Annotated in this window: 14 protein-coding genes and 1 pseudogene; 11 read left to right on the forward strand and 4 right to left on the reverse strand. The window is 69.3% G+C overall.

The features are described 5' to 3' along the window. Positions 1-278: pseudogene (locus tag PD653B2_RS09575) on the reverse strand (hypothetical protein); the annotation flags it as partial. 181 nt (positions 279-459) lie between these two features. Between PD653B2_RS09575 and PD653B2_RS09580 the strand changes: the two are divergent. After that, positions 460-1,359: a TIGR01777 family oxidoreductase gene (locus tag PD653B2_RS09580; RefSeq protein WP_085872157.1), complete on the forward strand. Its 900-nt coding sequence runs from the start codon at positions 460-462 to the stop codon at positions 1,357-1,359. Positions 1,360-1,374: 15 nt separating this feature from the next. On the opposite strand, the gene PD653B2_RS09585 is transcribed toward PD653B2_RS09580, so the two are convergent. Further along, positions 1,375-1,803, reverse strand: coding sequence for a hypothetical protein (locus tag PD653B2_RS09585; protein WP_085872158.1), 429 nt, complete (start codon positions 1,801-1,803; stop codon positions 1,375-1,377). Positions 1,804-1,927: 124 nt separating this feature from the next. On the opposite strand from PD653B2_RS09585, the gene lipB reads away from it, so the two are divergent. The 5 genes from lipB to PD653B2_RS09610 all read left to right on the forward strand — a co-directional run bounded on the left by lipB (position 1,928) and on the right by PD653B2_RS09610 (position 6,371). Continuing rightward, complete coding sequence (gene lipB / locus PD653B2_RS09590; RefSeq protein ID WP_085872159.1) at positions 1,928-2,665, forward strand: lipoyl(octanoyl) transferase LipB; 738 nt, start codon at positions 1,928-1,930, stop codon at positions 2,663-2,665. A 90-nt stretch (positions 2,666-2,755) separates the two neighbouring features. Next, positions 2,756-3,667, forward strand: coding sequence for an ATP-binding cassette domain-containing protein (locus PD653B2_RS09595; protein WP_085872160.1), 912 nt, complete (start codon positions 2,756-2,758; stop codon positions 3,665-3,667). Beyond that, positions 3,664-4,635, forward strand: a complete 972-nt coding sequence (locus PD653B2_RS09600) for an ABC transporter permease subunit (protein ID WP_085872161.1) — start codon at positions 3,664-3,666, stop codon at positions 4,633-4,635. Before PD653B2_RS09595 ends, PD653B2_RS09600 begins: the two co-directional genes overlap by 4 nt. A 33-nt stretch (positions 4,636-4,668) precedes the next feature. Further along, on the forward strand, positions 4,669-5,610 hold the full coding sequence (lipA, locus tag PD653B2_RS09605; RefSeq protein WP_085872162.1) for a lipoyl synthase: 942 nt from the start codon (positions 4,669-4,671) through the stop codon (positions 5,608-5,610). Between the two features lie 44 nt (positions 5,611-5,654). Further along, on the forward strand, positions 5,655-6,371 hold the full coding sequence (locus PD653B2_RS09610; protein WP_085872163.1) for a DUF4191 domain-containing protein: 717 nt from the start codon (positions 5,655-5,657) through the stop codon (positions 6,369-6,371). On the opposite strand, the gene PD653B2_RS09615 is transcribed toward PD653B2_RS09610, so the two are convergent. Together PD653B2_RS09615 and PD653B2_RS09620 are read right to left on the reverse strand one after the other, a co-directional pair. Continuing rightward, a complete protein-coding gene (locus tag PD653B2_RS09615) occupies positions 6,372-7,220 on the reverse strand; it encodes a hypothetical protein (protein ID WP_085872164.1) in 849 nt (282 codons plus the stop codon). Positions 7,221-7,263: 43 nt separating this feature from the next. Next, positions 7,264-7,674: an RDD family protein gene (locus PD653B2_RS09620; RefSeq protein WP_242665219.1), complete on the reverse strand. Its 411-nt coding sequence runs from the start codon at positions 7,672-7,674 to the stop codon at positions 7,264-7,266. Between the two features lie 188 nt (positions 7,675-7,862). Between PD653B2_RS09620 and glnA the strand changes: the two genes are divergently transcribed. The 5 genes from glnA to PD653B2_RS09645 all read left to right on the forward strand — a co-directional run bounded on the left by glnA (position 7,863) and on the right by PD653B2_RS09645 (position 12,757). After that, on the forward strand, positions 7,863-9,287 hold the full coding sequence (gene glnA, locus PD653B2_RS09625) for a type I glutamate--ammonia ligase (protein WP_085872267.1): 1,425 nt from the start codon (positions 7,863-7,865) through the stop codon (positions 9,285-9,287). A gap of 380 nt (positions 9,288-9,667) precedes the next feature. Next, entirely contained in the window at positions 9,668-9,943 is a 276-nt protein-coding gene (locus tag PD653B2_RS09630; RefSeq protein ID WP_085872166.1) for a helix-turn-helix transcriptional regulator, read from the forward strand. A 159-nt stretch (positions 9,944-10,102) separates the two neighbouring features. Beyond that, on the forward strand, positions 10,103-11,236 hold the full coding sequence (locus PD653B2_RS09635) for a site-specific integrase (RefSeq protein WP_242665220.1): 1,134 nt from the start codon (positions 10,103-10,105) through the stop codon (positions 11,234-11,236). A 197-nt stretch (positions 11,237-11,433) separates the two neighbouring features. Next, a complete protein-coding gene (locus tag PD653B2_RS09640) occupies positions 11,434-12,069 on the forward strand; it encodes a hypothetical protein (RefSeq protein ID WP_165763405.1) in 636 nt (211 codons plus the stop codon). Between the two features lie 373 nt (positions 12,070-12,442). Then, a complete protein-coding gene (locus PD653B2_RS09645) occupies positions 12,443-12,757 on the forward strand; it encodes a hypothetical protein (RefSeq protein WP_085872169.1) in 315 nt (104 codons plus the stop codon). Positions 12,758-12,819 lie beyond the last annotated feature (62 nt).

Below are 12,819 nucleotides of genomic sequence, written 5' to 3' on the forward strand. Positions count from 1 at the left end.
ATCCGGGCCACCGCACTTTGCGCACCGGATCGGTGCCGCCGGTCGAGCTCGCCGTGCTCGAGCACGGAACACGTCCCTTCGGCCACGGCGAGGTCGAGCACGGTGTCGTCGTACCGCATCCTCGGCGGCCCCACGTTCCACTGGGCGCGCTCCTCGAAGTGCGACACCCGATGCACTCGCACGCCGGTGGGGTCGGCGAGGTTCCGGTGCCGATCGACCGCGACGTGGATCAAGGACTCGTCCGCATCGCGGCGCCCCGGCCCCTCGTGGGCGCGCATCGCCGACCGGCCGTGGAGCGCGGCCGGCCAGCAGCGGAGAACTGCAGCCCAGGCGCGCTGCTGCCACGAGAGCGGGCCGGTGTGCTCCACGGACACACCCGGGTGTACCGCGACCCCCGCGATCGCGTCATTCCGCTCTGTGGAGAACGGTCCGGCTTGGCCACCATGGAAGGGTGAGGGCATGACTTCCCGGACGATCGTGATCGCCGGCTCGTCCGGGTTCCTCGGACAGCACCTCACCGCTGAGCTGGTCGGGCGCGGTCACGCGGTGGTGTCGCTGGTTCGCCGGCCGACGTCGGCGCCGGACGAGTCGAGCTGGGACCCGTACGCCGGTGTCTACGCCCCTGCCGTGATCGAGGGGGCCGACGTCGTGGTCAACCTCGCCGGGGCGCCGACCGCGGGCAACCCCCACTCGAGCCGCTGGGCCCGTGAGCTCCGGGAGAGCCGGGTGACCACGACGCGGGTGCTCGCCGAGGCGATCGCCGCCAGCGAGCGCCGGCCCGTGTTCCTCGCCGGCAACGGCATCTCCTGGTACGGCGACCACGGCCAGGAGCTGCTCACCGAGGAGTCGGACAGCCGCGGTGACTCGCTGCTCACCGACGTGACCCGCGAGTGGCAGGCCGCGGCGGACCCCGCGGCCGAGGCCGGCGCCCGGGTCTGCATCCTGCGCACCGCGCCGGTCATGGACCGCCGCGCCGCGCCTCTCAAGCAGCTGCGCCTGCTGTTCAAGGCGGGCCTCGGCGCCAAGCTCGGCGACGGCCGCCAGCGGATGGCGATGATCTCGCTGCGCGACTGGGTCGGTGGGGTCGCCCACCTGGTCGACGACGACGCGGTCAGCGGTCCGGTCAACCTGTGCTCGCCGCAAACGCCCACCAACGCCGAGTTCACCGAAGCGCTCGCCCGGGCGCTGCACCGCAAGGCGTTCCTGCCGGCGCCGCGCTTCGCGATCGAGCTCGGCGGCGGACAGATGGCACCCGAGGTGCTCGGCTCGCTGAACGTCCGGCCTGCGGTGCTGGAGGCGGCGGGCTACACGTTCCGCGACCGCACCGTGGACGAGATCGTGCGCACCGGGCTCAGCTGACCGAGCGCTCCGCGCTCAGACGACGGAGCGCACCCGCCACTCCCCCGCGACCCGCCGCAGCACCACCCGCCGCGTCGACGGCTCGTCCCTCGGCAGCGGCACGCGTACGCCGACGCCGACAGCCGTCCCGCCGGCGAGCCGGTCGGTGACGACCAGGGCGAGCCGATCGCCCGACCGGTCCCGCACCCGGACCGCGAGCAGCTGCGTCTCCAGCCCCTCGACCCGCAGCCCCCGGTCGCGCCAGGACCGGAGCATCGACCGGTCGGCCCGGCCGGTCGGCGACCCCGCGGTGTAGAGGTCACCCAGCGCGTCCACGTCCCCGTCCGCCCAGGCCTGCGCCCGCCGGTCGTCCCACGCGTGCAGGATCGCGGCCGCTTCCACCTCCGGTGGCGGCGCGGCGGGTGCGCACAGGGAGAGCCAGAGGGACAACAACCAGGCGGTCATCGGCGTCTCCTACCCGTGCCGCCCACTTCCCAGCAGGTTCTCCACAGGACACTGGTCCCCATGCTGAGCCGCCGGATCTGCCCGACGAGCTCGCGTTCCTGGGTGCGGCAGTAGGCTCGACGGCGTGAGCGAGCTGGAGTTCCGCACCATCGGCACCCTCGACTACCTCGCGGCGTGGGACCTCCAGCGCGAGGTGCACCAGCGGGTGGCCGACGGCGAGCAGGCCGACACGACGCTGCTCCTCGAGCACCCGGCCGTCTTCACCGCCGGCAAGCGCACCCAGCCCCACGACCGGCCGCTCGACCCGCACGGAGCCCCCGTCATCGACGTCGACCGCGGCGGCACCATCACCTTCCACGGGCCCGGCCAGCTGGTCGGCTACCCGATCGTGGCACTGCCCGACCACGTCAAGGTCGTCGACTACGTGCGCCGGGTCGAGGAGGCGCTGATCCACGTCTGCGCCGACCTCGGGGTCACGACCGCCCGCGTGCCCGGCCGCAGCGGCGTCTGGCTGCGTGCCGACGACCCTTCGACAGGCTCCGGACAAGCCGCGAGACCAGAACGGAAGATCGCGGCCCTCGGCATCCGGGTCAGCCGCGGCGTCACCATGCACGGCTTCTCCCTCAACTGCGACGTCGACCTCGCGTGGTTCGACCGGTTCGTCCCGTGCAGCATCGACGACGCCGGCGTGACCTCGCTGAGCCAGGAGCTCGGTCGCGACGTCACGGTCGCCGAGGTGCTCCCGGTCGTCGAGCGGCACCTGCGCCACTACCTCGCCTGGACGCCGTACGACGCCACCCCGGACTACGACGCGCGCCCGGACCCGGCGACGTACCCCCGCATCCAGCTGCTCACCCCCTGACGGCGCGTCCTCCACGGTCGCAACCTCTGGCCTGTTTGGATCGTCAGTACGTCGTGACCGACGCCCACATGACGACTCGGGGGAACATCCATGAGTGAGCTGGTCATCGAGACCACCGCCCTGCACAAGGAGTTCCGCTCCCGCCGCGGCCTGCGGGTCGCGGTCCAGGACCTCGACCTGGCGGTGCCCGCCGGCGGGGTGCACGGGTTCCTCGGGCCCAACGGCTCCGGCAAGACCACCACGATCCGGATGCTGCTCGGCCTGGCCCGGGCGACCCACGGCGAGATGAGGCTGTTCGGCCAGCCGGTCCCCCGACTGCTCCCCTCGGTGATCGACCGGGTCGGCGCCGTCGTGGAAAGCCCGAAGTTCTCGCCCCACTTCACCGGCCGCCAGAACCTCACGCTGCTCGCCCGGACCATCGGTGCCCCGACCAGCCAGGTCGACGCGGCGGTCGAGACCGTCGGCCTCACCGGCCGCGACCAGGACCGCTTCAAGTCCTACTCCCTGGGCATGAAGCAGCGGCTCGCGATCGCGGCGACGCTGCTCAAGCAGCCCGACCTGCTGATCCTCGACGAGCCCACCAACGGCCTGGACCCCGCCGGCATCCGCGAGATCCGGGAGACCATCCGTGATCTCGGCGCATCGGGCGTCACGGTGCTGCTCAGCTCGCACATCCTCGCCGAGGTCCAGCAGGTCTGCACCTCGGCGACGATCATCGGCAACGGCCGGATGCTCGCCTCCGGCCAGGTCGACGAGCTGGTCGGCGCGAGCACGGCGTACCGCGTCGGTGCTCCCGACCCGGACGCCGCCCGACGAGTGCTCACCGAGGCGGGCTTCAGCGTCGGCGACGGGCTCCTGGTCGACACCGACCGGCCGGCCGAGGTCACCCGGGCGCTCGGAGCCGCGGGGATCTGGCTGACCGAGCTGACGCCGGTACGCCGCGACCTCGAGGCGGTCTTCCTCGAGCTGACCGCCGGCACCGAGCTGGGCGGCGACCGATGAGCCCGCGCCTGCTCCTCGTCGAGCTGACCCGGCTGCGCTGGCGGCGCGCCGTGCTGGTCCTGCTGATCGCCGCGGTCGTGCTGCCCGCCGTGATCGCGCTCGCCCGGATCTGGTCGACCCGTCCGGTGTCCGAGTCCGAGATCCAGTCCGTCATCGACTCGAACGCCCAGCAGATCTCCCAGTGCGTCGATCACCCGCGCCGCATGGGCCTGCCGCCGGGCTCGACCGAGCAGCAGTGCACCGACCAGATCGTCAGCTGGTACACCGGCCGCGAGAAGCTCTCGCTCGCCCGCGAGCGCACCGGCGGCGCCGGGATGGGCGTCGTCGCCGTCCTGACCGCGATCCTGCTCGTGGCGGCCACCACCTTCGTCGGCCACGACTGGGCCAGCGGGTCGATGAGCAACCAGCTGCTCTTCGAGCCGCGGCGCGGCCGGATCTGGACGGCCAAGGCCCTCGCGGTCACGCTGGTGTCGCTGCTGACCGCGGCCGTCGTCAGCACGGCGTACTGGCTCAGCATGTGGATGACCATGAAGGTCCGCGACCTGCCGATCGTCGACGGGTCGCTCACCGACTCGCTGGCCTACGGCCTGCGCGGCGCCGGATTCGCCGCCGCGGCGGCACTCGGTGGTTACGCCCTGACGATGCTCTTCCGCAGCACGGTGGCGACGATCGGGGTGCTCTTCGTGGTGTCGATCGCGGGCGGGCTGCTGATCGCCTTGCTGGGCCTCAGCGAGCACTGGCAGCCGCAGAAGAACGTCGCGGCGATCGTGAAGAACGGCACGACGTACTACGTCGACGTCCCCCAGTCGTGCTACTCCCGACCCCGGTCGAGCGAGCCCGAGCCCGACTCCGAGTGCGACGAGCGGCGGGACCTGTCGGCCTGGGGTGGCGTCGGCTACTACGGCGTCGCCCTGGTCGTGGTGATGGGTGCGTCGGTGGTGTCGTTCCGCCGGCGAGACGTGCCCTGAGCCGCGCTGGGGACCCCGCGTAGGCTGGCTCCCGTGACGCAAGCTCCCGCCCCAGAAGGACGCAAGCTGCTCCGACTCGAAGTGCGCAACGCGGAGACCCCGATCGAGCGCAAGCCGGAGTGGATCAAGACGAGGGCCAAGATGGGCCCCGAGTACAAGCACCTGCAGAGCCTGGTGAAGTCCGAGGGACTCCACACGGTGTGCCAGGAGGCCGGCTGTCCCAACATCTTCGAGTGCTGGGAGGACCGCGAGGCGACGTTCCTCATCGGCGGTGACCAGTGCACCCGCCGCTGCGACTTCTGCCAGATCGACACCGGCAAGCCGCAGCCGCTGGACCGCGACGAGCCTCGCCGGGTCGCCGAGTCGGTGCAGAAGATGGAGCTGCGTTACGCCACCATCACCGGCGTCGCGCGCGACGATCTCGAGGACGGCGGCGCCTGGCTGTACGCCGAGACCGTGCGCGCCATCCACGAGCTGAACCCCGGCACCGGTGTCGAGAACCTCATCCCCGACTTCAACGGCAAGCCCGACCTGCTGCGCGAGGTGTTCGAGTCGCGGCCCGAGGTGCTCGCCCACAACGTCGAGACGGTGCCGCGGATCTTCAAGCGGATCCGTCCGGCGTTCACCTACGAGCGCTCGCTCGACGTGATCACCCAGGCCCGCGACTTCGGCCTGGTCACCAAGTCGAACCTGATCCTCGGCATGGGCGAGACCCGCGAGGAGATCCACCAGGCGCTGCGCGACCTCCACTCGGCCGGCTGCGAGCTGATCACGATCACCCAGTACCTGCGCCCCTCGGCGCGGCACCACCCCGTCGAGCGTTGGGTGAAGCCCGAGGAGTTCGTCGAGATGGCGGCCGAGGCCGAGGAGATCGGCTTCTCGGGTGTCCTGTCCGGCCCGCTCGTGCGTTCGTCGTACCGCGCCGGTCGGTTGTACCGTCAGGCCATGGACGCCCGCGCGGGCGCCACCGCCTGAATCCCCTGAGTCGAACCTTGAGTAGAACGAGGCAGCAGCAGACCATGGCGAAGGACTCCCAGCCCGTCGACCCGGAGAAGATGAGCCGGACCAAGCAGTTCATCGAGACCTACCGGATGGCCCGCAAGTCGGACCCCCGGCTCGGCCTCTGGGTCCTCGGCTCATTGCTGCTCGGCGGGGCGGTCGGCTTCGTCATCTTCTGGCTGCTCCCGAGCAGCGGGATCCTGCACATCATCTTGTCGGTCGTCGGCGCGCTGCTGCTGGGCACGCTGCTGGCGATGATCGTCTTCGGGCGCCGCGCCCAGAAGGCGGCGTACACGCAGATGGAGGGTCAGCCCGGTGCGGCCGCGGCGGCCCTGCGGATGCTGCGCCGCGGGTGGAAGTCCGACCCGGTCATCGCGTTCACCAAGCAGCAGGACATCGTGCACCGCGTCGTGGGCCCTCCCGGCATCGTCCTGGTGGGCGAGGGCAACCCGCACCGGCTGCGCCAGCTGATGATCAGCGAGCGCCGCAAGCACGAGCGGGTCGCCTCCGAGGTCCCGATCCACGAGGTCGTCTGCGGCAACGGCGAAGGTCAGGTGCCGCTGCCCAAGCTGACGCGGCACATCCAGAAGCTGGGCCGCTCGGTGAAGCCGGCCGAGATGACCGACATCCTCAACCGGCTCAAGGCGCTCGACGCCAACCGGTCGAACATCCCGCTGCCGAAGGGCCCGGTGCCGACCAGCATGAAGGGCCAGCGCCAGAACATGCGGGGGCGTTAGTCACACAGCAGGGTCGCCCGGGCTCGAGAACATGTCCGGCATGTCCGTGACCTGGTCGGCGGGCGGTGCCTCGATGGTGACGTCCTTGCCGAAGTCGGACAGGGTCATCTCGAGCGTGCCGAGCTTGCCCATCGTGAACGAGAGCTTGTTGACGCGGTTGTCGTCGTCCAGCCAGATGTCGTAGTCGAGCGACTTCGGCAGCGTGGATGCTCCCGAGGACGCCTCCGGTCCCATCGCGTCGAGCAGGGCCGACGGGTCGACGGTCGCCGCGAAGTGGTCGAGGCCGTCCTCGGCCCCGACGTACTCGACCGAGGTCATCCCCTTCTCGAGCAGCTCCACCGACGACTTCACGTCGAGCTGCGAGCCGAGCGAGCCGAAGGGGCTCTTCGGGTCGTTGAGATCGATCTTCCAGAACTTGCCCTTGCTCAGCTGGCCGAGGTTCAGGTACATGACGCCGTCGATGAGGCGCACGTCGGTGTCGCCGGCGCCCATCATCCCGGTCACCGTCATCGCCGAGGAGGGTGAGTCGCCTCCGTAGTCGACGTCGCCCTCGCCGTGCATCCGGCTCCCGAGGTCGCCCGACATGGTCGCGTGGGCGGTGGTCATCGACGCGAAGCCCGCGGCCATCCGGTCGGCGAAGTCCGCCGGCTCGACGCTGTCGCCGGCCTCGAGACCGCCGGCGGCCGGCGCGGGCGAGTCCGACGGTGCCGGGGAGCCCGACGTTGCGGCCGGGTCGGTGGCGGTCGAGCCGCCGTCGTCGTCACCGCCGCAGGCCACGAGGCCGGTCAGCAGGACGGGGGTGACAGCGAGGGCCGCGAGGCTGCGGCGTACCGAGATCAGGCGAGTCATGTCCGCAGCATCCCCGTGACCCGGCACCCGAAACCGGCGGGACCTAGGCCGCAGGAGTACGCAGGGTCTCGAGCGTGACCGTGGCCGACCCGGCAATCACGTCGTGGAGGCCGCGGCGGTCGGGGCGGTAGACCAGCGGCGGGATCACCAGGGCCACCGCGACCGCGCGGGCCAGCGACCGCAGGGGGTCGACCCGCCCGCCGTCGGCGACGCGCACGACCCGCAGGCGGGTGAGCATCTTGCCGAAGGAGCCGCCGACCGTGGCGGTCAGGATCGCGGACTCGACGACGAAGACGACCAGCACGAAGAAGCTGCCGGGTCCTCCGGTCGTCCCGAACACCGGCGTGAAGAGGCTGACGACCAGGATCGACCCGAACCAGTCGACGGCCAGGGCCAGCATCCGGCGTCCCCAGGACGCGGTCTCCAGCTCGACGGACGAGGGTGGCGCGGTCACGGCGCCAGCGTAGGTCCCCACCGGGGAGGACCAGGGAGCGGGCCACCCGTTACATCGGTGAAACAAACCCGATACGGTCAAGAAACCGTCCGTGCCTAGTTTCGGACTCGTCCCGGCGCAGCGCCGCACCGGGCTCTCACTCGCACGTTTGTGGGCTGGCGCCTCCGTCGCGCAGCCAAGGAGGACGAATGTTCCAGAACAGCGACGAGCTGCTCAAGTACGTCAAGGACGAAGGCGTCGAGATGGTCGACGTCCGCTTCTGCGACCTGCCCGGTGTCATGCAGCACTTCACGGTCCCCGTGTCGTCGTTCGACCAGTCGGTCTTCGACGACGGCCTCAACTTCGACGGCTCGTCGATCCGCGGCTTCCAGGCCATCCACGAGTCCGACATGTCGCTGTTCCCGGACCCGACCACGGCGTACCTCGACCCGTTCCGCACCGCGAAGACGCTGGTCGTCAACTTCTTCATCCACGACCCGCTGACCGGTGAGGCCTACTCCCGCGACCCGCGCAACATCGCCCGCAAGGCGATGGCGTACCTCGCGACGACCGGCATCGGCGACACGGCGTACTTCGCCCCCGAGGCCGAGTTCTACGTCTTCGACAACGTGCGCTTCGAGACCAAGGCGAACGCCGGCTACTACGAGATCAACTCGTCGGCTGGCGCCTGGAACACCGGTGACGCGTTCGAGAACGACAACCGCGGCTACAAGGTGAAGTACAAGGGCGGCTACTTCCCGGTCGCCCCGACCGACCACTTCGGCGAGCTCCGCGACGAGATGGTCATCGAGCTCGAGAAGTCGGGCCTCCAGGTCGAGCGTGCCCACCACGAGGTCGGCACCGCCGGCCAGGCCGAGATCAACTACAGGTTCGACGAGCTGCTCAAGGCCGCCGACGACGTCATGAAGTTCAAGTACATCGTCAAGAACACCGCCTGGCGCAACGGCAAGACCGCGACCTTCATGCCGAAGCCGATCTTCGGCGACAACGGCTCGGGCATGCACGTCCACCAGTCCATCTGGAACGAGGGCTCGCCCCTCTTCTACGACGAGACCGGGTACGGCGGCCTCTCCGACATGGCCCGCTACTACATCGGCGGCATCCTGAAGCACGCCCCGTCGCTGCTGGCCTTCACCAACCCGACGGTGAACTCCTACCACCGCCTGGTCCCCGGCTTCGAGGCCCCGATCTCGCTGGTCTACTCGCAGCGCAACCGCTCGGCCTGCGTCCGGATCCCGATCACGGGCTCGAACCCGAAGGCCAAGCGCATCGAGTTCCGCTGCCCCGACCCGTCGGCCAACCCGTACCTCGCCTTCTCGGCGCTGCTGCTGGCCGGCCTGGACGGCATCAAGAACAAGATCGAGCCGTCGGCCCCGATCGACAAGGACATCTACGAGCTCCCGCCGGACGAGATGGCCGACATCGACCAGGTCCCGACCTCGCTCGGCGCCGTGCTCGACTCGCTCGAGTCGGACCACGAGTTCCTGACGGCCGGCAACGTCTTCACGCCGGACCTGATCGAGACGTGGATCGAGTTCAAGCGGACCCAGGAGATCCTCCCCGTGCAGATGCGCCCGCACCCGCACGAGTTCGAGCTCTACTACGACATCTAACCGGGCCTCCGGCTGCGGTCATTCAGCAACGCCGAACGACCGCAAAGAACAGCCGCTGACCTGCACAAACGCCGCCGAGCGACCCTTTGGTCGTTCGGCGGCGTTTGCTGTTGGTAGCGGCTCGTCTGTTACAAATCCGGTACAAATTTGGGTAGCGCCATCCCCTGCCACACGGTCCTCAGGCGCCGCTCCGGGTAGGTCGCGGGCCGGGTCGGTTGCCCGAGCCACCAGCCTGGCATCGCACAGTTCGGCGACCGCCCCCGCGATGCCCGAGTCATCTTGCTGCCACATCATTTCCACCGACGTGATCGCTCCCACGCCGCCGTCGGACATAGGTGCCCGTAGACCAACTGTCCGTCAACGCCGCGAGGAGGGGCTTGATGATGGCAACGAACTCGAACGTGCCGGCTGTGGAACCGGGAATCTTTGGGCCGCGGCGGCGCGGAGGCCGAGGCAGCCGAGCACCCAGGCTGGTCGACGCCCAAGAACTGTGGGACATCGACGATGTCGCGTCCTACCTTGGCGTGACCAAGCAGACCATCTACTCCTGGCGGACGACCGGCTACGGCCCGGCCGGCTTCCGTGTCGGAAAGCACCTGCGCTGGCGGGCAGCAACCGTGATCAATTGGACGGTGCACCTCGAGGAGAATCAGTGAAACCGAGGGGCCATCAGCCTCAGGCGGAATCGGTTCCAGCGCCACCAGGCCGCAGATACTCGTCAGCCTTGCTAGTCACCCGGTCGGAGTCTGCCAAGGACAGCCATGGCCAGCGTTAGTCCCGGTAGGCCAGTGGACGACGGGAGCCCTCGTTACGTTGTGAACTATCGAGATCCCGAGGGGCGGCAGCGCCGCAAGACCTTCAGACGCAAAGCCGAGGCGGTCGCGTTCCGCAACACGGTTGAGGCGGACAAACTCCGTGGAACCTACCTTGATGTCGACGCCGGCAGAATCTCGTTTCGGACTTATGCCGAGGAGTGGCTCGGCAACCGGACCTTCAGTCCACTGACCTATGAGGCGACGGAGTTGCGACTCAGGCTCCACGTGTTCCCGACGCTGGGACACCTCGAACTGCGACAGATCAAGCCGTCGACGATTCAGAAGCTCCTGCGATCGATGGAGATGGCCGAGACCTACCGGCGCGTCATCTTCTCCAATGTGTCTGCCATCTTCTCGGCCGCGGTCGACGACGACATGATTGCCAAGAATCCGTGCAAGGCCAGTTCAGTGACAAGGCCCGCAACGTCGCGCCGCAAGGTGGTGCCTTGGCCGTCCGAATGGGTCTCCTCCATGCACGACGCGCTTCCGCCCCAATACAGGATCGCAGTCACGTTAGGTTCCGGGCTGGGACTACGCCAAGGCGAGGTATTCGGGCTCGCGGTCGAGGACATCGACTTCCTCCGCGGGGTCGTCGAGGTCAGGCGACAAGTCAAGGTGTTCGGAGGCAACCGCCTCGTCTTTGGCCTGCCGAAGGGCGATAAGACCCGCACCGTCCCCCTGCCCGAGAGCGTCGCAACGGAGCTCAGCAGCCACCTCGCCACCTACCCGCGACGTAGCGTCACGCTCCCGTGGGGAACGCCCCAGGCGAACACGAAATCGAGCGCAGGACTCATACTCACCACACGCGAGCGTTCTGCCCTCAACCGCAACTACTTCAACACACGGCTCTGGAAGCCCGGCCAAGCCCATGTGGGCATCGAGCAATCGCGTGACAACGGCATGCACGCCCTCCGCCACTGGTACGCCTCGGTGCTCCTAGACGCCGGCGAATCGATTCGCGCTGTGTCCGAGTACCTCGGCCACAGCGACCCCGGCTTCACCCTGCGCACCTATACCCATCTCATGCCCAGCAGCACGGAGCGAACCCGGGCAGCAGTGGATGCGGCCTTTGCAGCCGGGCGCCACGTGGGAGAAAGGGTCGACAGAGAACTCGAACAACCCTCTCGCGGCTAGCGGGCGCCAGCCCGAACAACGGCGTGTCTTGGAGCCGCCGGCCCACTGTCCGTCACCGTCGCTCCCGCCCTACGGTCCGACAACGTTCCCAGCTCCCACGCCCGTCGCGATCGGCGCTGACGCCCGTTCGCACCTGGATGGCAGAATCCCGGTGATGCCTACGCCAGACCCCTACTCCACTGTGGCCGGCTGATCGGGTGGCTGCACGATCATGGCGCGACAAGCGCATCGACGATCTCCTGGTGGCCGTCTCCGACCTCGGCATGACGATGTCCCGCTCGGCTGCCGGCGAGTTGCTCGACGAACGGGTTCAGTTCGTCGCCGAGCGGATGCGCGTCACAGACACGACCGCCCGCCGGTACCTCACCGAGGACGCCCTCGTCGGCATGGCCAGGGAGATCGTCTTCGGCTTCGTCGAGGAGACACCGGGTGCGGACCTGATGAGCGCACCGCGGACCGCCGCGGTTCCCGTTAGGTTCGCCGGCAGGGTCTTCGCGGGGTTGGGCGAGGTTGTCCGCATCCTCCTCGTCGAGCGCGACGATCTCGAGCACACCCGCGATCGGGTGGCTCAGATCGCACACGCGCAGAGCCAACTCGGACTGCTGGTCCACGATCAGGTGGCCACCACCGGCTTCTACGACGAGCCGTCGGTCCAGATGCCCCCGGCGCTTCTCCTGCGCGTGGCGCGCATCCTGGAGACCGCCGCAGACCTGGTGGAGGATGGCCTGATCGGCTACCAGGTTGATCCGGAGGAGAGCGCTGGGCTCCCATCAGCATTCCGCCGCGACGTACGCCTGATGCGCACTATGGCCGGGCAGGAGTCGAGCGCGTGACCGAGGCCGAAGCACGAGTCTTCACCCTGTGGGCCACGGTGCAGGAGATCCCGCCGGACCACCGCGGCGGCGGCGGCTAAACCCTCGGCCGAGACGAGTTGACCGTCCAGGAGTCCGGCTACGACCAGGCGCTCGCGACCGCCCGACGCCGCGTTCGTGACGGGTGGCGAATCATCGCTCTGCGAGTCGAGCGCAACTAGCAGCGGATGCGAACCCGCCCGTGCCCCTCCGCCGGTGCGCTCAGCGTTCTGCGTCATGACGGTGGCGAACCTGTCGGCTCGCCTGCCACGCCGCCGATCTTGCGAAAGCCCTCGCACATCTGATCGCTCCCAAAGTCTGGGATCACCTAGGGGACCAAACAGAGGAGGACCCAATGAGCACTTCACCCGCGGAGCAGCCGGGCACCGGCATCGTCACCTTCACCCAGCAGGGCGACCGCGCCCTCGATCGCCTCGCCACCGATCTGGTCGACCACTGCGACGGCTCCACCGCCAGCGTCGCCGACATCCTCGAGCAGGTGCTGTCGGCCGACATCGCCGAGCTCGCCGACAAGCTCGGCGAATCCCTCGTCGCCGGCGAGGCCGTTCCAGCCCCCGAGAGTCCCGACGATGCAGCCCGTCGACGCCTCGGGGCCGACCGGTCCACCGCCAGCGGCGCTCCTCCCCCGTCACCCCGGATCGGCCGTTGACACGCCCATCACATGCGCGAGCGCTCCTCCGGCCGAGTGAGCCGACTGCCACCTAGACTGAC

Source organism: Nocardioides sp. PD653-B2 (assembly GCF_002117935.1).
GTDB lineage: Bacteria > Actinomycetota > Actinomycetes > Propionibacteriales > Nocardioidaceae > Nocardioides.